This window comes from Streptomyces niger, assembly GCF_000718305.1.
GTDB classification, from domain to species: domain Bacteria; phylum Actinomycetota; class Actinomycetes; order Streptomycetales; family Streptomycetaceae; genus Streptomyces; species Streptomyces niger.
In genome coordinates this window covers 1-25707 of sequence record NZ_JOFQ01000020.1, presented here as the reverse complement: position 1 = coordinate 25707, position 25707 = coordinate 1, and the positions used below count along the sequence as shown (strand labels likewise).

The window sequence follows — 25707 nt, the reverse complement described above, 5'->3', positions numbered from 1 at the left end:
CTATCGGGTCACCACCCCCGCGTAGAAGTCCCGCCGCCGGCCGCTGCCGTCCCTGAGCCGGTACAGCAGGCTCGACGGGTACTCGACGACCCAGTAGCTGGCCGTCGCGAAGGGCACGGCCACCAGCAGCACGATCGCCACCGCCCACCAGAAGCCGTCCGGCCGGCCGGGCAGCAGGCCCCACCGGAACAGCTGCAGCATGACCGGCTCGTGCCAGATGAAGAGGCTGTAGCTGACCAGGCCGAGGTGGGTGAGCCAGCGCGCCCGCAGCAGTGCGTGCCAGCGCACCGTGCCGGTCACGTGCAGGACGGCGAAGAGCAGCACCACCCACAGCAGCGAGGCGAGCGGGTGGTAGAAGGTGAACGTGGCGTTCTCCGGCCGGGAGTCCCAGGACAGCCAGTAGACCCCGGCCGGCGCCAGGACGGCCGGCGCCGTCGCCGGTACGGGCCGCAGCCGGCCCCGCCCGCCGAGCGCCACCGTCAGCACGGCCAGGCCCATGCCGGCCGCGAAGCCGCCGAAGCGGGCCTGCGGGCCGAAGTACACCGTCCAGTCGGTGTGCGGCACGCCGTACCCGTACCGCGCCACGGCCACCCACACCACCGGCAGCACGAACAGCAGCAGGCAGCCGCCCGCGCACACCGCGACGCGCGCGCCGCGGCGGCGCAGCGGGCGGCAGGCCCGTACGGCGAGCGGCCCCAGCGCGACGAGCGCGAGGTAGAAGGCGACCTCCAGGGAGAGCGACCAGGCCGGGCCGAGCGTGTAGAAGATCTGCGCGCGGTCGAAGACGTGGGTGAAGGTGAGGTGCTCCAGCAGGTCCCGCCAGTTGCCGGCCAGTTGTGGGTTCCGGGTCGACCAGACGACGAGCACCGCCAGGAAGTACAGCGGCACGATGCGCACCGCACGCCGGAAGAGGAACAGCCGTCCGGGCCGGGTCGAACCGCCGTCGATGGCGGCCCGCGCGTACGAGAGCGTGAGCAGGTACGCGGAGACCACGAAGAAGAAGTCGATCACTTCGAGCGAGAGCAGCGAGTCGAGATACGGGCTGTCCACCGGCGAGTGGGAGCCGGCCGCGTCGTACACGTGGTACTGCTGCCAGACGTGGAAGACGACCGTGCTCAGCGCGGCGATGCCGCGGAAGCCCTGGAGCTCCTTCGCCTTGCCGCGGGCGGCCGTCGACTCCTCGCTGCGCGGCCCGGTTCCGGTGGCCGTCACGGGCGCTCACCCGCCACCGCGGCCGGTGCGGCGGCCGTCGCCGCCGCGCGCGGGGTGACCCGCCAGCGCCGGTCCCCCAGCGCCTCCTTCATGCAGGCCTGACGCGCGAGGGTGTTCTTGAAGTGCGTGTAGAAGAACGTCGAGAGGACCGCGTAGCTCCAGAACCAGCCGCGGCGGCGGCGCAGTTCGGGTACGGCGAGCCGCCGCGCGAACGCCGCCTGCACCAGGCCCGCCGAGAGCGTGAGCACCATCGCCAGCAGGCACACCGGCACGGTCCAGTCCAGGCCGGCCGGGCCGCCGGCCTTCCACATTGAGTACAGCAGGATGGGCCACATCTGGAGCGTCAGCCAGGGCTGCACCTCGCGCCAGCCCAGCAGGACCAGCAGGCCCGCCTTCTGACGGGGCGTGAACCGCGGCGAACGCAGGCCGCGCCACAGGTGCTTGAGGGAGACCTGGAGCCAGCCCTGCGCCCAGCGCGAGCGCTGGTTCCACAGCGGCTTGAGCAGGGTCGGCGCGAGCTCGCGGGAGATCAGGGTGCGGTCGACGGTGAAGCGGGCGCCCTCGCCCAGCGCGCGCATCGTGGAGTCGATGTCCTCGGTGAGCATCGAGCCGTGCATGCGGGTGCGGGCGAGCAGGTCGGTGCGCCAGAAGCCGTTGGAGCCGCCGAACACACCGAAGCCGTACAGCCGGGTGCGGCCGGGGTGGCTCACCGCGTAGATCGCCTCGAACTCCACGGCGACCAGCTTCGCCACCCAGGAGCTGTCGCCGTTGCGGACCACGCAGTGGCCCTGGACGACGTCGTAGCCGTGCGAGAGCCAGTGCCAGGCGTGCTGGAAGGCGTCCCGGGCCGGGTGGTGGTCGGCGTCGAAGATGCCGACGATCTCGCCGCGCACCCGGGTCACGGCCGCGTTGACGTTCTGCGCCTTGGAGGTGGAGCCCGCGACCGGCAGCAGCACCAACCGGGGGTCGCGCGCCGCCATCTCGCGCAGGGTGTCCTCGATCGGCAGCGGGTGCGGCGTGTTGTACGCGAGCACCACCTCGAAGTCGTTCGGGTAGTCCAGGCGGAGGAAGGACTCCACGGTGTCGACGATGGTCGCCGCCTCGTTGGGGAGGTACGCGGCGATGACGGCGCTGGCGGGCGGGTACGGCTGCGCGGGCTCCGCCGGGCGGCGCGGCGCGTCCAGCGCGAACAGGCACTCCACGACGATCAGCGCGGCGGAGATCAGCAGTCCGGCCACCACCACCCAGTACATCACCGAGCCCACGTCCCAGCCCCAGCCGTAGGCCTGCCGGTAGACCAGGAACGGCAGGCCCACGCCCAGCGGCAGGACGATCAGCGAGGAGAGCGAGGTCAGCCGGGCGCGCAGGGCCGCGCCGAAGGGGTGGCGGCGGCGGTGCGTGGCGCGCATCCAGGGCGCGTACGCCACCGGCCGCAGGTCCCGGTGGCTGGTGGACTCGGCGACCGCCGCGAGCGCCTTCTCGACGGCCTCCTCGGGCCCGGTGCAGTCGGCCAGCGGGACGAGGCCGATGGCCGGGGTGAGCCGGACGTTCTCGTCGGCGATGACGAAACGGGTGGCGGCGACGGCGTGCGCCAACTTCTCCAGGGCGCGCCGGGCGGTCTCCTCGTCGACGCCGGGCAGCAGCATCAGCAGGTGCCCGTCCTCGTCCCGGCCGAGCCGGTCGCAGGCGCTGCCCAGCCGCTCGGCGACGCCGGCCAGGCGCTCGGCGGCCTCCCGGCGGACACGGTGGCCCAACCGGCGCTCCAGCGCGCCTGTTTCGGCGACGGCGACCATGGCCAGGACGCCGGCGGGGCCGGTGCGCCGCCCGGCCCCCGGACGCCGGAACTCCCGCTCCAGTTCGTCCAGGAAGTGCCGGCGGGAGTACAGCCCGGTACGCGGGTCCAGCAGTAACTGTTCGACCGGTACGGGGACGCGGTGCAGCTTCGCCTCGATACGGGCGGCGAGTTCGACCGGGTCGGAGGCTTCGGGCACGCAGTCGTCGGCCCCGTTCCGCAGCAGGTCGGCGGCCTCGGCCGGGGCGGGTTCCGAGGTGACCATGACGAGCGGCAGCGCGCGGCCGGCGGGCGCCGCACGGACCTCGCGGATCACCTCCAGGCCGCCGTGCTCGTCGTTCAGGGCGACCACGGCGTCCGGCGTGGCCTGCCGGACCTGGGTGGACACCCGGCCGGGCGCCGCCTGCCGCACTTCATGGCCGGTGGCCCGCAGGGTGTGGGTGAGCCGGTCGAGCCGGGGTCCGGGCCGGCCGACGGCGAGGATGCGGCGGGCGCCGGCCGCATCCTCGGTCGAAGGGTGGACGAGCTGCCCGGCCGGCGGTCCGGCGGGCAGGTCGGTGGGGTTCTCCTGGTGCGATATGAGCACCGTGGCGGTTCCTTCCTTGCATGAGGGCGCGCGAAGAACCGGGCCGGGCCGCAGCACGGGCGGCCCGGACCGGGGCAGGGTGGTTGCTCAGCCGGCGTGGCCGGTTCTTCGGCTTCTTCGGCGCGACGCATGCGGGCCGGCGCGGTGGGCACCGGCGCGGGAAGGGCGTTCCAGCGTGTTCACCATCTGTGTGGTCCCATCCTGTTCGGATCGTGGGGGGAGGACCGTTTTGTCCGGGTGATGCGTTCGTGCGTGCCGACGGCGCCGTGGGGACGACGTCGACTCCACCAGGCTCACCCGTCACTGTGACACCACTCCTACGGCCGCGTGACGCGACGATTAAGGCCCCGTCGGTCGAGCCTTCACAGCGCGGGGAGTTGGGCGTCCTCCTGGCCGGCGGCCGCCACCCGCACAGGCAACCGGTCCGTGTCGCCGCCCCTCCGGCGGGCGTCGGCGCCACACTGGAGGGGCCACGCGGGGCGCCGCCCCGCCCGCCGCCCGAGGAGGCCGCCCATGGCCCGTTCCGCGTCCGACGTCCTGGACTCCGCCGTACGGGCACTGTCCCCCGACCCCCGCGCCAACCCCCTCGTCCCGGCGATCGCCGCGGGTGAGGCCCCGCGCGAGGTCTTCACCACGCTCGCCCTGGAACAGCACCACGTCATCGCCTCGGACCGGCGCAGCTTCCGGCATCTCGCCGGGCGGGCCGCCGCCGAGCCGCCGGTCGCCGCGTTCTTCACGTTCCTGGCCGACGGCGAGCGCGTCGCGCTGGAGCACGTCGGCACGCTCGCCGCCGCCTGCGGCCTGACGGAGCGGGACATCACCGGGTACGAGCCGCGCCCCGGCTGCCAGGCGTACCCGGCGTACGCGGCCTGGCTCGCCCTCGGCGCCGAACCGGCCGACGCCGTACTGGCCTTCGCCGCCAACTTCGCCGCCTGGGGCGGCTACTGCCGCGCCGTCGGCCAGGCCATGCGCCACCGCTACGGCTTCACCGACGAGGCCTGCGCGTTCTTCGACTTCTTCGCCACCCCCGCCCCCGAACTGGCCGACCGCACCCGGGCCGCCCTCCAGCACGCCCTGGACTCCGAGACCCTCAACGAGCCCATGGCCCTCCGGTACGGCCGCCTGCTGCAGGCTTACGAGCTGATGTTCTGGGGGTCGCTGGAGGAGAGGTGAGCGCGCCCCGGTCCGGCGCGCCGGTCACTGCGCCCAGGGCAGCGGCCGTGCCTCCGCGCCACCCGGCACGGACACCTGCCCGTCGCTGCGCATGGCGACCAGCGCCTCCACCGCTTCCGCCGCGGTGCGCACTTGGCGGAGGACGCCCGCCGGGAGGATCAGGGTGTCCCCCGCGCCCAGCGTCTCGGTCCGGCCCCCGGCGGTGACTTCCAGCGCGCCGGCCGTCACGGTCCACACCTGCTCGCGGTCGACGATGTGCTCCGGTCCGCTGCTGCCGGGCGCCATCCGGACCTGCCACGTGCTCAGTTCGGTGCTGCCCCGGCTGGGCGCGGCGAGGCCGGTCATGACGGCGTTGGGGGTGGTGGTGACGTGGTCCGGTGACGGCGTGACGACCTGCATGGCTTCTCCCTCGGACGTTCCCGCAGCGACCGCACGACGAGTCAACGGCGACCACACAGCGAGTCAAGCTGCTTTACTCGCACTGAGTAAAGCAGCTTGACTCGCATGTGTCACGATAAGGACGTGCACACCGACGACCGGCTTCCCGAAGCCGAACTGACCTTCCTGCTCGGCATGGCCTTCCAGTTGCTGCTCGCCGAGTTCACCGAGCGGCTGGCCGAGGCCGGCCAGGCGGACCTACGGCCCGTGCACGGCATGGTCTTCCAGATCCTGCGGAGCGAGGGCGCCACCGGGACGGAGCTCGCCCAGCGGCTCGGGGTGACCAAGCAGGCCGCCGGCCAGCTCGTCGACGACCTGGAACAGCGCGGCTACGTACGCCGGGAGCCGCACCCGGAGGGCGGGCGGCGCAAGCTGGTCGTCCTCACCGACGCCGCGCACGCGCACCTGGCCGTGGCCGGCCGCACCCTCCACGACCTGGAGGCGGAGCTGGCGCGCCGCACCGGCACCGGCGACCTGGCCACCCTGCGTACCGAACTGACCCAGCTCGTCCGGGCCATGGCGGGCGACACACCTCCGCCGCTGCGCCCCGTGTGGTGACACGGCGCGGCGGGCGGCCCCTGAGGACCGCCCGCCGGTGCTCGTACGAGCCGTGCCGCTCAGTCGCGTACGAGGAGCTCGCCCGTCGGCTCGGTCAGGTCGCCGGCGTCGTTGATCCGGTGGCCGCGGAGCCAGGTGGAGCGGACCACGCCGTGCAGGGTCTTGCCGGCGTAGGCGGTGATCTTGTTGCGGTGCTGGAGGTGCTCCGGGTCGACCGTGAAGGTCGCCTCCGGGTCCAGCACCGCGAAGTCGGCGTCGCGGCCCGGCGCGATGGCGCCCTTGCGGTCCAGGCCGACCAGCGCGGCAGGCGCCGCCGACATCCAGCGGACCACGTCCTCCAGGGAGTGGCCGCGGGCGCGCGCCGCGGTCCAGATCGCGGGCAGGCCGAGCTGGAGGGAGGAGATGCCGCCCCAGGCGTTGCCGAAGTCCGGGGTCTTCAGGTCGGTGGTGGACGGCGAGTGGTCGGAGACGATGCAGTCGATCGTGCCGTCGGCCAGGCCCTGCCACAGCGCGTCCTGGTTCGCGGACTCACGGATCGGCGGGCAGCACTTGAACTCCGTGGCGCCGTCCGGGATCTCCTCGGCGGTCAGGGTGAGGAAGTGCGGGCAGGTCTCGACCGTGACCTTGACGCCCTCCGCCTTGGCGGCCGCGATCAGCGGCAGCGCGTCGGAGGAGGAGAGGTGCAGGACGTGGACGCGCGCGTCCAGGCGCTTGGCGAGCGCGATCAGGCCGGCGATCGCCTCGTTTTCGGAGACGCGGGGGCGGGAGGCGAGGAAGTCGGCGTACTTGGGGCCGCTGACGGGCGGCGCGCTCCTCAGGTGGCCCGGGTCCTCCGCGTGCACGATGAGCAGCCCGTCGAAGCCGGCGATCTCCCCCATCGCGGCGGCCAACTGCTCCTGGTCCAGCTGCGGGAACTCGTCCACGCCGGAGGGCGAGAGGAAGCACTTGAAGCCGAAGACGCCGGCGTCGTACAGCGGCCGCAGGTCCTTGACGTTGCCCGGAATGGCGCCGCCCCAGAATCCGACGTCGATGTGCGCCTTGGACCGGGCGACCTCGCGCTTGGTGTCGAGGTTCTCGGTCGTGGTGGTCGGCGGGAGACTGTTGAGCGGCATGTCCACGAGGGTGGTGATGCCGCCGGCCGCGGCCGCGCGGGTGGCGGTCCAGAAGCCTTCCCACTCCGTACGCCCCGGGTCGTTGACGTGGACGTGGGTGTCGACGAGCCCGGGGAGGAGGACGTCGTCACCGAAGTCCTCGACCCGCGCCCCGGCGGAGGGCTCGGCGTCGTGCGGCAGCACGGCAGCGATACGGCCGTCCTTGACGGTGACGGACGCGGCCCGCGTCCCCTCAGGTGTGATGACTCGCGTGGAGCGCAGCACCAGCTGTGCGTCGGACACCCGGTCCCCTTTCCGGTAGGTGTTGCCCACTGCGGATCGGCACCGCAGTCATGAATTTTCCGCAGTGCGGAATTCAACGTTCTGTTGAAGAGTTTTCCCGCCGAGCGGCGGCCCGTCAAGACCCCTCAGGAGCCCCTCAGGAGCCCTCGGCGGCCGTCACCCGCACCTCGTCCACCGCCGGCGCGGGGTCCGCGGGCACCTCCCTGACCTGCGAGGGGATGATCTCGTCCGGGATCGCGCCGCCGGCCACCCGGCCGCGCCGGGACACCGCGTGGTACAGCCCGCCGGCCACCCCCATGCCGAAGATCCAGGAGAACGGGGCGACGGCGTGGAAGGCGGGCACCAGGGCGATCACCGCGGCGACCGAGGCGGACGGCACGAAGGCCAGGACGGCCTTGGGGTTGTAGCCCTTGCGGTAGTGGTATGCGCCCGCCGCGTCGGCCGCGAACAGCGCGTCCACGTCGATCCGCCCGCGGCGGATGAAGTAGTAGTCCACCAGCAGGATCGCCACCAGCGGCCCGAGGAACGCGCCGAGGCCGCCCAGGAAGTACTGGATCACCAGCGCCGAGGAGTACAGCTTCCACGGCAGCACGACGACCGCGAGGACCGCCGTGATCAGCCCGCCGCGCTTGAAGTTCAGGTACTTCGGCGCGAGGTTGGCGAAGTCGTACGCGGGCGAGACGAAGTTGGCGACGACGTTGATGCCGATCGTGGCCACGATGAAGGAGAGCGCGCCGACCACCGTCACCACGGGGTTGTCGATCTTCTGGATCACCTTCACCGGATCGTAGATCGCCTCGCCGAACACCGAGATCGTGCCCGCCGTGACGAGGACCGCGACGACCGCGAAGGCGGTGAAGTTCACCGGCAGGCCGATGAGGTTGCCGCGCCGGTAGGAGCGGTGGTCGGGCGTGAACCGCGCGAAGTCGGCGTAATTGAGGACGAGCGTGAGGAAGGTGGCGACCGTGAGGCTGACCGCGATCAGGCTCTGGTGCGCCTGCTCGGCACCGCTCAGGCCGGTCAGGCTGCGGGTGAGCGAGATGTCGCCGCCCGCCTTCACCACCAGGTAGACGGCGAGCGCGAGGACGACGAGCCAGACGACGGGGCCGGTCGCGAAGTCCTGGACCTTGCGGATGAACTCCATGCCGCGGGTCAGCAGCAGCGCCTGCAGCCCCCACATGAACATGAAGGAGACCCAGCCCAGGGTGGACAGGCCCAGGAACGAGTTGTGGTGGTAGGCGTCCAGACCCGGCGCGATCTGGATGGCGAGCAGCACCACCGCGGTCGAGGCCAGCCAGGTCTGGATGCCGTACCAGGCGACCGCCATCACGGCACGCAGCAGCGCGGGGATGTTCGCGCCGTACACGCCCCAGCTGGCGCGGGCGAGCACGGGGTACGTGACACCGGTGCGGTGGCCCGCGTGCCCCATCCGGTTCATCAGCCAGTACACGAGCGTGATGCCGGCCAGCAGGGCGAGGAACACCTCCCAGGCCGGCAGGCCCAGGACGAAGAGGCTGGCGGCGAAGGCGTAGTTGCTGATCGCGTGGGTGTCGGACATCCACAGCGCGAAGACGCTGTACGTGCCCCATTTGCGTTCCGGCGCCGGGGCCAGGTCCTCGTTGAAGAGGCGCGGGTCCGGCTTCAGGGGTGGTGGTGCAGGTGTTGCCACGTGATCCTCCCGGCGGATGGGAACGGAACTCACTGCTGTCGGGTGCCGTGCGGGGCGTGGTTCCAGATGTTCAGACGTCAGATGCCTGATGTCTAGAGATAGACCTCAGATGTCAGATGCCTGATGTCTGGGAAGAAAAATCGACGTTACGCGGGGACGAGGCGGTCGAAAGGGACAGCTGCGTACTGAGCGGCCAGGAGCCGATGCGCTTGGGGCGCGGCGGCGCGAAGCTCCGCACGGCGCTGGTGGCGAGCCCGAGTCCGGCCACCGCCTCGGCGAACTTCACGGCCGCCGCGACGCCGTCGACCACCGGCACGCCCAGCTCGGCGGAGACCCGCTCCTGGAGCCCGGCCATACCGCCGCAACCCAGGCAGATCACCTCGGCGCCGTCGCGCACGACCTCGCGGGCGCTCTCGACGACGATCCGGGTGGTCCGTTCCGCGTCCTCCTCCAGCTCCAGGACGCCGAGCCCGGTGCCGCGGACGCCGGCGCAGCGCTGCAGCAGGCCGGCGGTCAGCAGCCGGTCGCGGATCTGCGGGACGGCGCGGTCCAGGGTGGTCACGACGCCGTAGGAGTGGCCGAGCATCATCGCCATCTGGGCGGCGCTCTCGGTGATGTCCAGGACGGGCACGTCCAGCAGCTCCTGGGCGCCTTCCCGGCCCGGCTCCCCGAACCCGGCCATGACCAGGGCGTCGAAGGGGAAGTCCAGGGTGGTGAGGCGGTCCAGGACCGCCGCTGCGCTGAGGTAGCCCTCGAAGTGGCCCTCGATCGACTCCGGGCCCCAGAGCGGCTCGGTGGCGATGATCTCGGTGTCGGGTGACGCGACGGCGGTGGCGGTGGCGCGGATGGACGCGGTCATGGAGGCCGTGGTGTTCGGGTTCATGACGAGAATGCGCATGACACTCCAGGAAGCCGGAGGCTCCAACGCGGAGAAGCGGCACGGGGGGCCGGTACGGCCAACCGGTTCGGGGCGGCGGCAGCGGACGGCCCGGCGCTTCGGTGAATTGGAGGATTCCACAGAATGGGCAGTAGCTTTCGAGTTGCAGAACGTAGCTTCGCCCATCAGGACCGTCAAGGGATCCTGGCAAGTAACCCAGGTCGCCCGCCCGGTCACTCCCCAAACGCGTGCTGACCGGCGGGAACGACTGTGCGATAGACAGTGTGTCGACAGCAGGGGAACGGTAGGCTGCTCCCGGTCGGACGCGGAACCCCCCTCTGCTCGCGCCGGGCCCGACACCACCTGATCCGAAAGGAACGAGACGTGCCGCCGTCCAGCGCCAGCCCCTCCGACGCAGCCAAGCCCGCAGCCGCGAGCGGGGGCGTCCAGTCCCTTGAGCGCGCCTTCGACCTGCTGGAACGGATGGCAGATGCCGGCGGCGAGGTCGGCCTCAGCGAGCTGTCGGCCAGCAGCGGACTGCCCCTGCCCACCATCCACCGCCTGATGCGCACGCTGGTGGCCTGCGGCTACGTCCGGCAGCAGCCCAACCGCCGGTACGCGCTGGGCCCCCGCCTGATCCGCCTCGGCGAGAGCGCCGCACGGCTGCTCGGCACCTGGGCCCGGCCGTACCTGGCCCGCCTGGTCGAGGAGACCGGCGAGACGGCGAACATGGCGCTGCTCGACGGTGACGAGATCGTGTACGTCGCCCAGGTGCCGTCCCGGCACGCGGTACGCATGTTCACCGAGGTCGGCCGGCGGGTGCTGCCGCACACCACCGGCGTGGGCAAGGCGCTGCTGGCCAACCACGCGCCCGAAGAGGTCCGCGCGCTGCTCGGGCGGACGGGCATGCCGGCCGCGACCGAGAAGACGATCACCGAGCCGGACGCGTTCCTGAGCGCCCTCGAAGAGGTGCGCGGGCAGGGCTTCGCCGTGGACGACAACGAGCAGGAGATCGGCGTCCGCTGCATCGCCGTGCCGGTCCCCGACTCGCCCACCGCAGCGGCCATCTCGATCTCCGGCCCGACCGGCCGGGTCACCGAGGCCGCCACGGACAAGATCGTGCCGGTCCTCCAGGAAGTCGCCCGCGAGCTGTCGGTGGCACTGGCGAACCAGAATCCGGCGTAGCGGCGCAGCGGATTCCCGGACTCGGGGAGTCGGGGAATCGAGCCATCGGGGAACCGATCCATCGAGGAATCCCGGACACGTACGAAGCGGGGCGCGGGGCGATGAGCCCCGCGCCCCGCTTCGTCGGTCCGTGCTGGTCCGTGCCGCGGTGCTGATCCATGCTGGTCCGTACTGATCCATGCTGGTCCGTGCCAGGTGCGTCCGGCGCGCTGAGGGCTTCCGTGCGACGAGGGCGTCGCCGAGCGCTTCGGCGAGGGAGACACCGAGGGCTTCGGCGAGGGCGGTCCGCACGGCCGGCGCCCGGGCGGTTCGCCCCGCTCAGCCCCGCGGGAGGTCGCCGAAGAGGTCGATGACCTTGCGCACCTCGGTGAGCGTCGGCGACAGCGCGCTGACCGAACCGACGGCGCCCGCGATCAGCAGCAGGCAGCGGCGCAACCGCGGCACTTCGGGCGTGCCGCCGCTCACCATGGCGTCCAGCGCGGCGAGCTCCTCCTCGGCGACGCCCCGGTCGGGCAGCTCCGCCGGGTACGCGGCCAGTTCACGGCGGAGCCGGGCGACGGACACGCGCAGCGCTTCGACGCGCGGGTCGTCCTCGACCCCGGCCCCCTGCTTCGACCTCTGCCTCTGCCACTGCTCCACAACGACAGCACCTTCCACGGCCGTTGGTTCGCACCGCACCACATCGCCCCCTCACGCGACCCCGCTCCCTTGCGAAGACGCGGATCAGTTAACGCCACGGTGCGCTATTCGCGCCATACGGAGAGCGAAATTCGGTTGGTCCTTTCCCCGGCCGCCACAGGACGCCCGACCGGCACGTCCGGCGCGCGGCCCGGGTCCTGCGCCCCCGCAGCCGGCGGCGTCACGACCGTGACCGGCGCTGTTCGCGTCGCCTCCATGGACAAATCTGTCGCAGAATCGCCGTTGTCGCACGGGTGACGTGACGTTCGGGGGCGCGCCCGTGGTGCGCGGGGCGCGCTTGGCGGGTGCGCGCGACGCCGCGTGCTGCGATGCACCGGGATGCGGTAAGCAGGCTCCATGACGACTTCCGGCGCGGACCCGCACCCCACCACTCCCCCGCCCGCACCGCCCGCGGGAGCCGGCCGGCCGCCCGTCGCCGGGCTGCTGCTCGCGGCCGGTGGCGGCCGGCGGCTGGGCGGGCGGCCCAAGGCGCTGCTGGACTTCCGCGGCCGGCCGCTGGTGGAGAACGCCGCGCGGGTGCTGCGGGACGGCGGCTGCGGGCCCGTGCACATCGTGCTGGGCGCGGCGGCCGACGCGGTCCGCGCGCGGGCCGAGCTGTCCGCGTACGCCGTCACCGAGAACCCCGACTGGGCGGCGGGCATGGGCACGTCCCTCCGGGCGGGCCTGGCCGCGCTGACCGGCACGGATGCGGGCGCCGTGCTCGTCTCGCTGGTCGACCAGCCGGGCATCGGGCCCGCCGCGGTGGCCCGGCTGGTGGCGGCGTACGAGGCGGGCGCCGAGCTGGCCGCCGCCGCGTACGAGGGGCGGCGCGGGCACCCCGTGCTGTTCGGCGCGGAGCGCTGGAGGGCGATCGCGGAGAGCGCGTCGGGCGACCGCGGCGCGCGGGACTACCTCGCGGCACACGCGGACGCGCTCACCCTCGTCGAATGCGGGGACGTGGCCGAGCCGTACGACATCGACACGCCCGCGGACCTGCCGCGACTCGCGGCGGGGTGCGCCGGGCGCGGTGGTGATGGAGCGTGACCGCGATGGCACTCAGCGCCATTCGATCACGCCATCTGTCGATCAAAAGAATCTCGACGTCAACAAACCATTGAACTTCCGCTATAAGGAAACTACTCTCCACTGGTCAGAAGCGCCCTGAACCCCAGACGGCGCCCGCGACCGTATCTCGGAGCCCTCGGCACCCAGTGCCGCCAGGGCGCCCCGGCGGCCGCCAGGCACCGCCGCCGAATTGGAGTGACAGCCCATGTCCGCACCAGCGCCGTCCCCGCTGGCCATCGTCGACGTCGACCCCGCCAAGGCGCCCGCGCGCCAGGACGAGGTCCTCACCGAGGCCGCCCTGGCCTTCGTGGCTGAGCTGCACCGCCGGTTCACCCCCCGCCGCGACGAGCTTCTGAAGCGCCGCGACGAGCGCCGCGCGGAGATCGCCCGGACCAGCACGCTGGACTTCCTGCCCGAGACCGCGCACATCCGCGCGGACGACTCCTGGAAGGTCGCCGAGGCCCCCGCGGCCCTCAACGACCGCCGCGTGGAGATCACCGGTCCCACCGACCGCAAGATGACCATCAACGCGCTCAACTCGGGCGCCAAGGTCTGGCTCGCCGACTTCGAGGACGCCTCGGCCCCCACCTGGGAGAACGTCGTCTCCGGCCAGCTCAACCTGACCGACGCCTACGAGCGCCGGATCGACTTCACCGACGAGCGCAGCGGCAAGTCGTACGCGCTGAAGCCCGCCGAGGAGCTCGCGACCGTCGTGATGCGCCCCCGCGGCTGGCACCTCGACGAGCGCCACCTCCAGCTCGACGGCAAGCCCGTCCCCGGCGCCCTGGTCGACTTCGGCCTGTACTTCTTCCACAACGCCAAGCGCCTGCTCGACCTCGGCAAGGGCCCGTACTTCTACCTGCCCAAGACCGAGTCGCACCTGGAGGCCCGCCTCTGGAACGAGATCTTCGTCTTCGCGCAGGACTACGTCGGCGTCCCGCAGGGCACCATCCGCGCCACCGTCCTCATCGAGACGATCACCGCGGCGTACGAGATGGAGGAGATCCTCTACGAGTTGCGCGACCACGCCTCGGGCCTGAACGCGGGCCGCTGGGACTACCTCTTCTCCATCGTCAAGAACTTCCGTGACGGCGGCGCCAAGTTCGTCCTCCCGGACCGCAACGCGGTCACGATGACGGCCCCGTTCATGCGCGCGTACACCGAACTCCTCGTGCGCACCTGCCACAAGCGCGGCGCCCACGCGATCGGCGGCATGGCGGCCTTCATCCCGTCCCGCCGGGACGCGGAGGTCAACAAGGTCGCGTTCGAGAAGGTCCGCGCCGACAAGGACCGCGAGGCCGGCGACGGCTTCGACGGCTCGTGGGTGGCCCACCCCGACCTGGTCCCGATCGCCATGGAGTCCTTCGACAAGGTCCTCGGCGAGAAGCCGAACCAGAAGGACCGGCTGCGCGAGGACGTCGACGTCAAGGCCGCCGACCTGATCGCCATCGACTCGCTCGACGCGAAGCCCACGTACGACGGGCTCGTCAACGCCGTCCAGGTCGGCATCCGTTACATCGAGGCGTGGCTGCGCGGCCTCGGCGCCGTCGCCATCTTCAACCTCATGGAGGACGCGGCCACCGCCGAGATCTCCCGCTCCCAGATCTGGCAGTGGATCAACGCGGGCGTGGAGTTCGAGAACGGCAAGAAGGCCACCGCCGAGCTCGCCCGCGAGGTCGCCGCCGAGGAACTCGCCGCGATCCGCAAGGAGATCGGCGAGGAGGCCTTCGCCGCCGGCAAGTGGCAGCAGGCCCACGACCTCCTCCTCCAGGTCTCCCTCGACACCGACTACGCCGCCTTCCTCACCCTCCCGGCCTACGACCAGCTGGTCTGACGCCGCCCGCACGCCCGACGCCCCCGCCGCACGCCGCGGCGGGGGCGTCCGCGTGCGCGTGCGCCGAGCCGCGTCACCCAACTCCCCTAATTCTGACGGGTATACGTCAACTCCCGGGTCTGGTAGGAAAGCTTCCTAACGATTGGGGAACCCCCCACGGAACTCTCCTGACTGGAGGCGATCCACCATGCGCACCCGATCGAAGACCGCGGCGTTCGGCAGGCCCGCCGCCCGTGTGGCGCTGGGGCTGGCGTTGCTGGCCGTGCCCGCCACGGCGGTGGCGGCCACGGGGCTGCCCGGTGACGCCCACGGCACCACTCACTCCGCCGCCCGGCACGGGGCCGTCGCGTCCCGGGCCGCGGCCGGGCTCGACGACCCGGCGAAGAAGGAGATCGCTATGCAGTTGGTGTCCAGCGCGGAGAACTCCTCGCTGGACTGGAAGGCGCAGTACGGCTACATCGAGGACATCGGGGACGGCCGCGGGTACACCGGCGGCATCATCGGATTCTGCTCCGGTACGCACGACATGCTGGAGCTGGTGGAGCTCTACACGAAGCGGAAGCCGGGGAACGTGCTCGCCAAGTACCTGCCCGCGCTGCGGAAGGTGGACGGCAGCGACTCGCACGCGGGGCTGGGCTCGGGCTTCACCGACGCCTGGAAGAAGGCGGCCAAGGACACGGCCTTCCAGCAGGCGCAGAACGACGAGCGGGACCGGGTGTACTTCAATCCGGCGGTGAAGCAGGGGAAGGCGGACGGGCTCGGGACGCTCGGCCAGTTCGCGTACTACGACGCGATCGTGATGCACGGGGACGGGGGCGACGCGACCAGCTTCGGGAGCATACGGAAGAAGGCGCTGGCCAAGGCGAAGCCGCCGGCCCAGGGCGGCGACGAGAAGAAGTACCTGAGCGCCTTCCTGGACGCGCGCGTCTGGGCGATGAAGCAGGAGGAGGCGCACAGCGACACGAGCCGGGTGGACACCGCCCAGCGCGTGTTCCTGAACAAGGGGAACCTGAACCTGGACCCGCCGCTGGACTGGAAGGTGTACGGGGACCCGTACCACATCGGCTGACCGGTCAGGCCGCGGACGTGCGCGTACGCCGGCGGGCCGGGCACCCCCACGCGCCCCCGCCCGCCGGCGTCCGTGCGGCGGTCAGTGTGCGGACACAGCTGCCGCCGGCTCTTCCGCGGCGCGGGCGCGCTTCCCCAGGTGGTTGAAGACCAGGTTCAGGGTGACGGCCAGCAGGCAGCCGGTGGAGATGCCGGAGCCGAGGACGATCTGCGCCCAGGAGGGGAACGCGTCGTAGAAGCCCTTGGAGAGGGCGGGCGCGAGGCCGGCGCCGAGGGTGACGACGACGATCAGCGCGTTGTCACCGCGGTGCAGGTCGGCCTGGAGCAGGGTCTGGATGCCGCTGACGGCGATGGAGCCGAAGAGGAAGAGGCTGACGGCGGCCAGTACCGGCATCGGGACGACGGAGATCAGGGCTGCCGCGGCCGGGCTCAGGCCGATCAGGACGAGCAGGCCGCCGCTGAGCGCGACGACGAAGCGGCTGCGGACGTTGGAGATGACGACCAGGCCGATGTTCTGCGCGAAGGCGCTCGCGTGGAAGGCGTTGAAGAGCGGGCTCAGCGCGGAGCCGAGGCTGTCGGCGCGCAGGCCGCGGGCGATGGTCCGCTCGTCGACCTCCTTGTCCACGATCTTGCCCAGGGCGATCATGTCGGCGGTGGACTCGGTGAGGATCACCAGCATCACCACGCACATGGAGACGATCGCGGGGAGCGAGAACTGCGGGGCCCCGAAGTGCAGCGGGGCCGGGATGCCGAAGGCGGCGGCGCCGTCCAGCTTCGAGAAGTCGGCGAGCCCCATCGGGATGGCCAGCAGCGTGCCGAAGAGCATCGCGAACAGCATGCTGATCTGCTTGAGGAACCCGCGCGTGAAGCGCTGGAGGAGCAGCATCACCACGATCGTCGCCGCCGCCAGGGCGATGTTCTTCGGGTCCGGGGTGCCGGACGGGGCGCCGTCCACGATCCACTCGTAGGCGACCGGGATCAGGGAGACGCCGATGAGGAGGATGACCGATCCGGTGACGACCGGCGGGAAGAAGCGGACGAGGCGGGAGAAGTAGGAGCTGACCAGGAAGCCGAAGAGGCTGGAGACGATGATCGCGCCGAAGACGACGGGCATGCCCGCCTGCACGCCCCCCTGGGTGGTGAGGATCGTCAGCATCACGCCGACGCCCGCGAAGGAGACGCCGTTGACGAACGGCAGGCGGGAGCCGATGAAGTTGCCGATGCCGAGCGTCTGCAGGAGCGTGGCGATGCCGGCCATCAGGAGGCTGCCGCCCATCAGGACGGCGGTGTCGGCGGCGGACATCTTGGCCGCGACCGCGACGACGAGCGGTACGGAGACGGCGCCGGCATACATCGAGGCGACGTGCTGGAGGCTCGCGACGAGCATGCGGCCGGCCGGCAGCACCTCGTCGACGGGGTGAACGGCGGCGGTGGCGTCCGCGGGAGGTGCGGGGGCGTCGGACGGGACGCGGGCAGAACTCATGGGTGGCGCTTCTTCCGTCTCGTACGGGATGCGGCCGGCCGCCTCCGGGCTCCACCTGCGTACGGCATGCGTACGGGGAGCCCGGGGCGGACCGGCCTCAAGACTGGAAAGTAACTTCCGTCTGCGCTGGGCGGCACGACGTTACGTCAGTGCACCCCGGCAGCGGAAGACCCTTCTGCCGGTCGCTGCGACGGGATGCCATCCTCCAGAAGCCCTGCCGACGTCTCCTGTTCACCTTCACGACCTGCGCGAAGGTGGTTGAAGAGGAGGTTGAGGACGATGGCGACGAGGCAGCCGGTGGAGATGCCGGAGTCCAGGACGACCAACAGGTCCTTCGGGAAGTTGTGGTAGAAGTCGGGCGCCGCGATCGGTATCAGGCCGATGCCGACGGCCGCCGCGACGATCAGCGCGTTCTCGCCCTTCTCCAGCGCCGCGGTGGAGAGCGTCTGGATGCCGCTCGCCGCGACCGAGCCGAAGAGGACGATGCCCGCGCCGCCGAGGACCGGCAGCGGGACGAGGGAGATGACGGAGGCGGCGATCGGGCAGAGGCCGAGGACGATCAGGATCAGGCCGCCGGTGGCGACGACGAAGCGGCTGCGTACCTTGGTCATCGCGACCAGGCCGATGTTCTGCGCGAACGCGCTGTTGGCGAAGCCGTTGAAGAGCGGGCTGATGGCCGTGCCGAGGGTGTCGGCGCGCAGGCCGCCCTCGATGGTCCGCTCGTCGGCGGGCCGCCCGACGATCTTCCCGAGCGCCAGCATGTCGGCGGTCGACTCGGTCATGCAGACCAGCATCACGATGCACATCGAGATGATCGCGGCGATGTCGAACTGCGGGGCACCGAAGTGGAACGGCGTCGGGAAGCCGATGACGTCCGCCTTGGTGATCACACCGAAGTCGGTGATGCCGACGGGTATCGCGATCAGGGTGCCGGCGATCAGGCCGAGCAGGATGGATATCTGCTGCAGGAAGCCGCGCAGCGTGCGCCGCAGCACCAGCACGATGACGAACGTCAGAGCCGCCATGCCGATGTTGGTCAGCGAACCGTAGTCGGGTGCCGCCGCGTTGCCGCCCTGGGACCAGTTGAAGGCCACCGGGAGCAGCGAGACGCCGATCAGGGTGATCACGGTGCCGGTGACGACCGGCGGGAAGAAGCGGACCAGTTTGGAGAAGTACGGGGCGAGGAGGAACCCCAGCACGCCCGCGACGATCACCGCGCCGAAGATGATCGGCAGCGCGTTCTCGGGGCTCTGCGCCTTGCCGATGGCGACCATCGGGGTGACGCCGGCGAACGAGACGCCGTTGACGAACGGGAGCTTGGCGCCGACCTTCCAGAAGCCGAGCGTCTGCAGGAGGGTCGCGATGCCGGCGGTGAAGAGGCTGGCGCCCATGAGGAACGCGGTCTCGGTGGCGCTCAGCCCGCAGGCCGGCCCGACGATCATCGGCGGGGCCACCACGCCCGCGTACATCGCGGCCACGTGCTGCAGGCCACTGGTGAACATTTTGAAGGGCGGAAGGGTCTCGTCGACCGGGTGTTTCCGGTCCCTCTCCACGTGCTGCCCGGGAGTTGCGGCCACTGCGGGCCTCCTTCGATTTCTGTGCCACCGGAGGCCGGTGGCACGAGCCTGTCACGGAGGTTCTGCCTGGTGTTGCCGTGCGAGTGCGGATGCGGTGCAGGTGCGGCTGCGAGTGGGCGCTCTTGGCGCGCGTGGGGGGCTGTGCGGGGTGCCACGGAACGTACGGAGCGGAGATGCGTGGTACGCGGTACGCGGAAGGAACCGGCCCGGGGACGCGGGTGTGCCCGCGTCCCCGGGTACGGCGCTTGTGGATCCCGCTCGGATCCACAAGCTCAGCCGGGGGCCGTCCCCCCCGGCCGAGTCTTCAGGTGTGCCGTACGGGCCGTGCCGTACGGGTTCTTCGTGGCGCCGAGGTCAGCCCTCGGCGGCGATGCGGGCGAGCCGCTGCGCCTCGGCGCGTGCGGTGTGGGCGATCTCGTCCTCGTCGACGGTGGTGAGGCGGTTGTCCGCCACCACCGGCCTGCCGTTGACGAGCGAGAGGGTCACCGGGGCCGCCGCGCCTAAGACCAGCGCGGTGACCGGATCGGCGATGGTGGAGTGGCCCAGACCGTCCAGCTTCCACAGCACCAGGTCGGCGAGCTTGCCCGCCTCGACCGAGCCGATCCGGTCGGCCCGGCCGAGCACCCGCGCGCCGCCGTACGTGCCCAGGCGGAGCGCCTGACGGGCGGTCAGGGCGGCCTCGCGGTGCGGGCCGAGGCGGTTGATGAGCAGCGCGTTGCGGAGTTCGGTGTGCAGCTCGCCGGACTCGTTGGAGGCGGTGCCGTCCACGCCGAGGCCGACCGGGACGCCCGCCGCGAGCATGTCCGGTACCCGGGCGATGCCGGCCGCGAGCCGGGCGTTGGAGGACGGGCAGTGCGCGACGCCGGTGCCGGTGCGGGCGAAGGCGTCGATGTCGGAGTCGTTCATGTGGACGCAGTGCGCCATCCACACGTCCTCGCCGAGCCAGCCGGTGGACTCGAAGTACTCGGTCGGGCCCATGCCGAACAGCTCGTGGCAGAACTTCTCCTCCTCCACGGTCTCGCTGCCGTGGGTGTGGAGGCGTACGCCCTTGTGGCGGGCCAGTTCGGCGCCCTGTCGCAGCAGGTCGGTGGAGACGGAGAACGGCGAGCAGGGCGCGACGGCGACCTGCGTCATCGCGTCGAAGGAGGCGTCGTGGTACTTGTCGATGGTCTCCTCGGTGGCGGCGAGCGCACCCTTCAGGGTCTCCACCGCGAAGTCCGGCGGCAGCCCGCCGTCGGACTCCCCGCGGTCCATCGAGCCGCGCGCGAGCGTGAAGCGTACGCCCAGGTCGGACGCGGCCCGGATGATGGCCCCCGACAGGTCGCCGGCACCGCGCGGGTAGACGTAGTGGTGGTCCATGGCGGTGGTGACACCGCCGCGGGCCATCATCGCCAGCGAGCCCCGCGCCGCCGCGGCCGCCATCGGCTCGTCGATGCGGGCCCAGGTGGGGTACAGCGCGACCAGCCAGTTGAAGAGGTTGTGGTCGGTCGCGAGGCCGCGGGTGAGCCACTGGTAGAAGTGGTGATGGGTGTTGACCAGGCCGGGGGTGAGCAGGTGCCCGGTGCCGTCGATCCGGCGGGCGACACCGTCCAGGCCCTCGGGTGCGGGCCCCGCGCCCACCGACTCGATCCGGTTGCCGGCGACGACGACGTGGCCGGAGGCGTACTCCGTGTCGTCGGCGTCGACGGTCGCGATCGCGCAGTTCTCGATGACGAGGCGCGCGATCCCGCTGTCAGGGGATGCCGATGCTGCCATGGCGGTTCCTTCGATCTGGGCGGTGGGCACGGCATGGCCCTAGGGGATGTGAGTGCCGGAACCGGGCGAGGCAGCTGACAGTACTGCCGCCCGTGTGGTGCTCCGGGTGCCGAGATGATGGAAGAACAGGTTGAGCAGGACCGCGACGAGCGCGCCGGCGCTGATCCCGGAGCCGAGCACGGTCTGCGCCCAGGCGGGGAAGTCCGCGTAGAAGGTCGGCGCCGCGAGCGGGATGATGCCGGCGCCGAGCGACACGGCCACGAGGATGATGTTGGAGCTGTCGTCCAGGCCGGCCTCGGAGAGCGTGCGGATGCCGCTGACCGCTATGGAGCCGAAGAGGACGATGCCGGCACCGCCGAGGACGGGCATGGGCACGAGGTTGACGACCGCGCCGAGGACGGGGAAGGCACCGAGCACGATGAGGGCGCCGCCCGCGACGGCGACGACGTAGCGGCTGCGTACCTTCGTCAGCGACACGACGCCCACGTTCTGCGCGAAGGCGCTGGTGGGAAAGCCGCCGAAGATCGGTCCGATGAGCGTGGCGATGCCGTCCGTGCGCAGGCCGCGGGTGATGGTCCGGCTGGTGCACTCGCGGTCGCAGATCTCGCCGAGGGCCAGCATCCCGGCCGAGGACTCGGTCATCAGGACGAGCATGACGATGCACAGCGAGAGGATCGCGGCGGGCTGGAACTCCGGCGGGCCGAAGGCGAAGGGCGTGGGCAGCGCGGCGACGGGCGCCTCGCGCAGCGAGGAGAAGTCCGCCATGCCGAACGGGATCGCGGCGAGCGTGCCGATGACCAGGCCGAGGAGGAGCGCGATCTGCTTGAGGAAGCCTTGGGTGAAGCGCTGGATCAGCAGGATGACGACGAGCGTGAAGCCGGCGAGGGCCAGGTGCTTCATGTCGCCGTAGTCGGCGGCCTGCTTGTCGCCGCCCTGGGCCCAGCCGACCGGTACGGGCATCAGCGTCACCCCGATGAGGGTGATCACGACACCGGTGACCAGCGGCGGGAAGAACCTCAGCAGCTTGCCGAAGAACGGGCCGACGGCGAGGCAGAAGACGCCGGCGACCATGACCGCGCCGTAGATCGCGGGCAGTTGGTGCCCTTTGGCGGTGGTCTCGGCGATGGCGAGCATGGGGGTGATGCCGGCCGAGGAGGCGGCGTTCACGAAGGGCAGCCGGTTTCCGGCGAACTTCCGGATGCCGAGGGTCTGCAGGAGCGTGGCGAGCCCGGCGATGAGGAGGCTCGCGGCGATCAGCCGGGTCTGCCCGGCGGAGTCCAGGTGGGCGGCCTGGCCGATGATGAGTGGAGGGGTGACCACACCGGCGTACATGGCGGCGATGTGCTGCAGGGCGGCGGGGACGAGCCGCTTGGGACCCAACTTCTCGTCCACGGGGTGGACGGGAACGGGTGGTACGGGGTGTTTCTCTACGTGCGCTTGCTGTGCCATGGGTCGTTCCCCTCAGGATTCGCGGCCCCCTCCCGCCGTGCGGGATCACGGGAGGGGGATACGAGGCACTTCGCGGCGTGGGAGAGCCGTCAGAGGTTGGTCATGTCCACCGGGATGCGGGCGTCGACGCCGTCGCGCAGGATGGTGGCTTCGATGAGCCCGTACGGGCGGTCCGCCGCGTAGTAGACGGCCCCGTCCTTGGCCTCGTTGTCGAGACCGAAGGGCGAGAGGTCCTGGCGGAAGTGGTGCTTGTTCGGGGCCGAGAAGCGGATCTCGTCTATCTCGCTGCGGTTGTTGATGACCCGCGAACCCATTTGGTACAGCGTCTGCTGCAGCGAGAGCGAGTAGGTCTCCACGAAGGCCTGCAGGATGTGCTTCTTGGCCTGCTCGTAGGACCGCTCCCAGTTGGGCATCCGCTCGTCGTCCGACGTCCAGTTGTGGCGCCACCAGGTGGACAGCGACGTCGCGAGGATACGGTCGTAGTCCTCCTGCAGCGTCGTGTACTTGTCCTTGATGTAGCCCCAGAACTCGGAGTTCGTGGAGTTCATCACGGTCAGGTCCTTCAGGCCCGAGAGGACCTCGAACTTCGGCCCCCCGTCACCTTCGGCGGAGTAGGTGATCTGCGCGAGGCGGATCTCCTGGCCCTTGCGGACGAAGGAGTGCTTGACCTCGTCGGCGCCGATGAACTTGGAGTTGGCGTCGGAGCCGGCGATGCGCTCCCAGGCGTACTCCTCCAGGCGGATGCGCGCCCGGTGGATGGACGGCTGGCTGTCGACGAAGTGCCGGGCGAGGTGGATGCCGTACTGCTCGATGGACTCGATGCCGTATTCCTTGGCGAACGCGAAGCAGGTGTTCTTCGTCGTGTCCGTCGGCAGGCAGTTGGCGTTGGAGCCGGAGAGGTGGACCTCCTCCAGGTCGCCGGAGAGGGCGACCGAGACGTTGACGTCCTTGATGTGGTGGGTGTCGCCGTCCCGGGTGATCTTGACGACCCGGTTTTCCGCCTTGCCGTACTGGTTCTGGCCGAGAATCGTGGGCATGTCGGTGCTAGCTCCCTCGGTATACGGAGTAGCCGAACGGGTTGAGCAGCAGCGGTACGTGGTAGTGCTCGCCCGGCTTGACGGCAAAGGTGATTGCCACCTCCGGGAAGAAGGCTCCGCTGTCCCGTAGCGCGGGGGCGTCCTGCTGTTCCTCGGCTTGCTTGTTCGAACTCTGCTGGTGGGCAGAGAAGTACGCCTCGGTCTCGAAGTCGAGGCGTACGTGGGTGGTGCCTTCCGGCAGGGCCGGCAGGTCCTTGCAGCGCCCGTCCGCGTCCGTCTTGGACGCGCCGTGTGCGGTCCACGCCCCCTCGAAGCCGGAGCGCACCGAGAGCGTGAGGGCCACGCCCTCGGCGGGGCGGCCGACGCTGGTGTCCAGGATGTGCGTGGACACCGACGTCCGGTCGGCAGCCGTGTCGCTGCTCATGCTGCGTCTCCTTCTGCGAGGCGGGTCAGGCGGATGCGGTTGATCTTGACGAGCTCCCCACGCACGATCTCTCGTTCGTGTTCCGGCGCGTTGTCGATCCGGTTACGGACGGCGTCCCGCATCTGCTCGGCCGTCAGGCCGGTGGCGCAGATGAGGAAGACGTGCCCGAAGCGCTCCTGGTAGGCCAGGTTCAGTTCGAGCATTTCGGCCTTCAGCTCTTCGGAAGCCCCCGCCATCCCGCGCTGTTCGCGGGAGGAGGTGGGATCCCCCGGCTTGGGGCGGCCGATCGGCGGGTGCCCCGCCATCGCCTCCGCCAGATCGTCCGCCGTCAGCTCGGCCATGGCGGCGTCGCTGGCGGCGAAGAGGGCGTCGGCGTCGGCGTACGGGCGCTGCGCGAGGATCTTGCTCCCCCACGCCTCGCTGGCACACACCTCGTGCAGCGCGGCCTTGGCCTCGCTGACGTCGGCGGCGTTGAACCGGGAAAGCCCCGGAGTCGGACTCGAAGACACGGGAAGCCTCCGTGGCTGCGTCGTGCTGTGCGTTGAACGGGCTGGCCATAGCTAAGTCCCCCGGCAACACCACGTCAACACTTTGTTGAAAACTCGGCAACACAAAAGCCGCCGCTCCGGAAACCCGGAGCGGCGGCTTGTGACGGTTTGCAGCGAGGTAAGCGGCGGGAGCCCGTCAGCTCTCGGCCTTGGCCGCATTCTCCCTGTTCAGGTAGTTGTAAACGGTGAACCTGGAGACCCCGAGCGCGCTCGCGACGGTCTCCACGCCGTGCCGTACGGAGAAGGCCCCACGGGTCTCCAGGATGCGCACGACCGACTGTTTGGTCTTGCGGTCCAGCTCCGAGAGGGGGCAGCCGTGCCGGCGCTCCAGGTCGGCCAGCAGGTGGTCGAGGGAGTCGGAGAGGTGCGGCAGCCGGACGGCCACACGGTCGGCGCCCTCCCAGGTCAGCACGACGTCGTCCCCCTGCGCCAGCTCGGGCGCGACCATCTCCCCACCCATCGCGTCCACCAGCGGCTTCACCGCCTGGACGAAGGGGTGGTCGGCAGGCTCGGTCACCGCTCCGCCTCCCCGCTGCCGTCGCCGGCCGCGCCGCCGGGGACGACGTTGACCTGGAGCGAGACGCGGGTGGCGCCGGCCGCCAGGGACTGCCGCAGCAGCGCGTCCACCGCGGTGAGCACCCGCTCCGCCTCGCCTTCGGCGGTGTTGCCGAAGGGGCCGACATCGACGGCGTCCAGCTCGGCCCCCGTGACCACCTCACGGGCCACCACGGCGTGGTCCGGAGCCTCGTCCAGATCGAACGGTTCCGTTGTGAACTCAACTCTCAATCGCACACCGTCAACCTACTGCCGACCTCGGGCCGGCCACCACAATCGGCCGCCGGGGACCCCTTGACAGCTCCCCTCCCCGCGGGCAGTCTTCCAATAAGCAGAAAGAAAGTTTCGTAATACGGAAGGCTCCTACCCCGCATGGGCTTCACCGACACGCGCTACGACGTCAATCTGTCGATCCTCTTCACCGAGCTCCCGCTGCTGGAGCGGCCCGCCGCGGCTGCCGCCGCCGGCTTCACCGCGGTCGAGCTGTGGTGGCCGTGGGTCGACGCGCCGGTGCCCGCGCAGTCCGAGCTGGACGCCCTGCGGGACGCGCTGAACGAGGCCGGCACGCAGCTGGTCGGGCTGAACTTCTACGCCGGCCGGCTGCCGGGCCCGGACCGCGGCGCCCTCTCCCTGCCGGGCGAGGAGTCCGAGAAGTTCCGCGCCAACGTGCCGGTCGCGGTGGAGTTCGCCCGCACGATGGGCTGCACGGCGCTCAACGCGCTCTACGGCAACCGTATCGAGGGCGTCGACCCGGCCCTGCAGGACGAGGTGGCCCTCGCCAACCTCACCTATGCCGCCCGCGCCGCCGACTCCATCGGCGCGACGCTGCTGATCGAGGCGCTCAACCAGCCCGAGTCGCCGCTCTGCCCGATCGTCTCCGCGCCCAAGGCCATCGAGGTCGTCGACAAGGTCAACACGGCCACCGGACTGGGCAACGCGAAGTTCCTGATGGACCTGTACCACCTGGCCATGAACGGCGAGGACCTGGGCGAGGTCATCGAGAAGTACACCGACAAGACCGGGCACGTGCAGATCGCCGACAACCCCGGCCGCGGCGCGCCCGGCACCGGCCACCTGGACTTCGCCGACCTGCTCAACCGCCTGCGGAAGGCGGGTTACGACGGCTGGGTCGGTCTGGAGTACAAGCCCGGCGACCGCCCGAGCGCCGGCGCCTTCGAGTGGCTGCCCGCCCCGCTGCGCGCCGCCGACCAGCACTGATCCCGACCGACGAAAGGCACCCTCCCGTGAGTACTCTTCCCAAGGTTGCGTGGATCGGTCTGGGCATCATGGGCTCCCCGATGGCGGAGAACCTGATCAAGGCCGGCTACTCCGTCACCGGCTACACCCTGG

24 protein-coding genes are annotated in these 25707 nt (G+C 71.1%); 8 read left to right on the top strand and 16 right to left on the bottom strand.

Annotated elements, in window-relative coordinates:
- A complete protein-coding gene (locus IF20_RS29810; RefSeq protein ID WP_052868485.1) occupies positions 1-1212 on the bottom strand; it encodes an acyltransferase family protein in 1212 nt (403 codons plus the stop codon).
- Entirely contained in the window at positions 1209-3590 is a 2382-nt protein-coding gene (locus IF20_RS29805; protein WP_110944662.1) for a glycosyltransferase, read from the bottom strand. Before IF20_RS29805 ends, IF20_RS29810 begins: the two co-directional genes overlap by 4 nt.
- 513 nt (positions 3591-4103) lie before the next feature.
- Here IF20_RS29805 and IF20_RS29800 point away from each other — a divergent pair.
- Positions 4104-4763, top strand: a complete 660-nt coding sequence (locus tag IF20_RS29800; protein WP_052868484.1) for a thiaminase II/PqqC family protein — start codon at positions 4104-4106, stop codon at positions 4761-4763.
- Between the two features lie 24 nt (positions 4764-4787).
- Here IF20_RS29800 and IF20_RS29795 read toward each other — a convergent pair whose 3' ends face one another.
- Entirely contained in the window at positions 4788-5162 is a 375-nt protein-coding gene (locus IF20_RS29795) for a cupin domain-containing protein (protein WP_052868483.1), read from the bottom strand.
- 105 nt (positions 5163-5267) lie between these two features.
- Between IF20_RS29795 and IF20_RS29790 the strand changes: the two genes are divergently transcribed.
- Positions 5268-5759, top strand: a complete 492-nt coding sequence (locus IF20_RS29790) for a MarR family winged helix-turn-helix transcriptional regulator (protein WP_052868482.1) — start codon at positions 5268-5270, stop codon at positions 5757-5759.
- A gap of 59 nt (positions 5760-5818) precedes the next feature.
- Here IF20_RS29790 and allB read toward each other — a convergent pair whose 3' ends face one another.
- The 3 genes from allB to IF20_RS29775 all read right to left on the bottom strand — a co-directional run bounded on the left by allB (position 5819) and on the right by IF20_RS29775 (position 9720).
- Positions 5819-7153 carry an allantoinase AllB gene (gene allB, locus IF20_RS29785; protein ID WP_052868549.1) on the bottom strand — a complete coding sequence of 445 codons (1335 nt, stop codon included), beginning with the start codon at positions 7151-7153 and terminating at the stop codon, positions 5819-5821.
- A 136-nt stretch (positions 7154-7289) separates the two neighbouring features.
- Positions 7290-8822, bottom strand: coding sequence for an NCS1 family nucleobase:cation symporter-1 (locus tag IF20_RS29780; protein WP_052868481.1), 1533 nt, complete (start codon positions 8820-8822; stop codon positions 7290-7292).
- A 112-nt stretch (positions 8823-8934) separates the two neighbouring features.
- Positions 8935-9720: an aspartate/glutamate racemase family protein gene (locus IF20_RS29775; RefSeq protein ID WP_052868480.1), complete on the bottom strand. Its 786-nt coding sequence runs from the start codon at positions 9718-9720 to the stop codon at positions 8935-8937.
- A 363-nt stretch (positions 9721-10083) separates the two neighbouring features.
- On the opposite strand from IF20_RS29775, the gene IF20_RS29770 reads away from it, so the two are divergent.
- Positions 10084-10884 carry an IclR family transcriptional regulator gene (locus tag IF20_RS29770; protein ID WP_052868479.1) on the top strand — a complete coding sequence of 267 codons (801 nt, stop codon included), beginning with the start codon at positions 10084-10086 and terminating at the stop codon, positions 10882-10884.
- Between the two features lie 318 nt (positions 10885-11202).
- Here IF20_RS29770 and IF20_RS29765 read toward each other — a convergent pair whose 3' ends face one another.
- A complete protein-coding gene (locus tag IF20_RS29765; protein ID WP_052868478.1) occupies positions 11203-11523 on the bottom strand; it encodes a DUF5955 family protein in 321 nt (106 codons plus the stop codon).
- A 396-nt stretch (positions 11524-11919) separates the two neighbouring features.
- Here IF20_RS29765 and IF20_RS29760 point away from each other — a divergent pair, with 396 nt between their 5' ends.
- The 3 genes from IF20_RS29760 (at position 11920) to IF20_RS29750 (ending at position 15530) form a co-directional block, all read left to right on the top strand.
- Positions 11920-12606, top strand: a complete 687-nt coding sequence (locus IF20_RS29760; RefSeq protein ID WP_110944661.1) for a nucleotidyltransferase family protein — start codon at positions 11920-11922, stop codon at positions 12604-12606.
- Positions 12607-12832: 226 nt separating this feature from the next.
- Positions 12833-14461: a malate synthase A gene (gene aceB, locus IF20_RS29755; RefSeq protein WP_052868477.1), complete on the top strand. Its 1629-nt coding sequence runs from the start codon at positions 12833-12835 to the stop codon at positions 14459-14461.
- 187 nt (positions 14462-14648) lie between these two features.
- Complete coding sequence (locus tag IF20_RS29750; protein WP_052868476.1) at positions 14649-15530, top strand: chitosanase; 882 nt, start codon at positions 14649-14651, stop codon at positions 15528-15530.
- A gap of 81 nt (positions 15531-15611) precedes the next feature.
- On the opposite strand, the gene IF20_RS29745 is transcribed toward IF20_RS29750, so the two are convergent.
- The 9 genes from IF20_RS29745 to IF20_RS29705 all read right to left on the bottom strand — a co-directional run bounded on the left by IF20_RS29745 (position 15612) and on the right by IF20_RS29705 (position 24594).
- Positions 15612-17012, bottom strand: a complete 1401-nt coding sequence (locus tag IF20_RS29745) for a nucleobase:cation symporter-2 family protein (RefSeq protein ID WP_052868475.1) — start codon at positions 17010-17012, stop codon at positions 15612-15614.
- A 146-nt stretch (positions 17013-17158) separates the two neighbouring features.
- Complete coding sequence (locus IF20_RS29740; RefSeq protein ID WP_234426871.1) at positions 17159-18514, bottom strand: nucleobase:cation symporter-2 family protein; 1356 nt, start codon at positions 18512-18514, stop codon at positions 17159-17161.
- 429 nt (positions 18515-18943) lie between these two features.
- Positions 18944-20344: an 8-oxoguanine deaminase gene (locus IF20_RS29735; protein ID WP_052868473.1), complete on the bottom strand. Its 1401-nt coding sequence runs from the start codon at positions 20342-20344 to the stop codon at positions 18944-18946.
- 39 nt (positions 20345-20383) lie between these two features.
- Entirely contained in the window at positions 20384-21793 is a 1410-nt protein-coding gene (locus IF20_RS29730) for a nucleobase:cation symporter-2 family protein (RefSeq protein WP_052868472.1), read from the bottom strand.
- 89 nt (positions 21794-21882) lie between these two features.
- On the bottom strand, positions 21883-22830 hold the full coding sequence (gene pucL / locus IF20_RS29725) for a factor-independent urate hydroxylase (RefSeq protein ID WP_052868471.1): 948 nt from the start codon (positions 22828-22830) through the stop codon (positions 21883-21885).
- 7 nt (positions 22831-22837) lie between these two features.
- Positions 22838-23254 carry a hydroxyisourate hydrolase gene (uraH, locus tag IF20_RS29720; RefSeq protein WP_030613383.1) on the bottom strand — a complete coding sequence of 139 codons (417 nt, stop codon included), beginning with the start codon at positions 23252-23254 and terminating at the stop codon, positions 22838-22840.
- Positions 23251-23763 (bottom strand): 2-oxo-4-hydroxy-4-carboxy-5-ureidoimidazoline decarboxylase, encoded by a 513-nt coding sequence (gene uraD, locus IF20_RS29715; RefSeq protein WP_052868470.1) that lies wholly within the window; start codon positions 23761-23763, stop codon positions 23251-23253. Before uraD ends, uraH begins: the two co-directional genes overlap by 4 nt.
- 175 nt (positions 23764-23938) lie before the next feature.
- Entirely contained in the window at positions 23939-24319 is a 381-nt protein-coding gene (locus tag IF20_RS29710) for a helix-turn-helix domain-containing protein (protein ID WP_052868469.1), read from the bottom strand.
- On the bottom strand, positions 24316-24594 hold the full coding sequence (locus IF20_RS29705; protein ID WP_052868468.1) for a hypothetical protein: 279 nt from the start codon (positions 24592-24594) through the stop codon (positions 24316-24318). Before IF20_RS29705 ends, IF20_RS29710 begins: the two co-directional genes overlap by 4 nt.
- A gap of 135 nt (positions 24595-24729) precedes the next feature.
- Between IF20_RS29705 and IF20_RS29700 the strand changes: the two genes are divergently transcribed.
- Both IF20_RS29700 and IF20_RS38270 read left to right on the top strand, forming a co-directional pair.
- Positions 24730-25575, top strand: coding sequence for a TIM barrel protein (locus IF20_RS29700; RefSeq protein ID WP_052868467.1), 846 nt, complete (start codon positions 24730-24732; stop codon positions 25573-25575).
- 26 nt (positions 25576-25601) lie between these two features.
- On the top strand, positions 25602-25707 hold a 106-nt coding region (locus tag IF20_RS38270; RefSeq protein WP_234426870.1), incomplete at its 3' end, for an NAD(P)-binding domain-containing protein.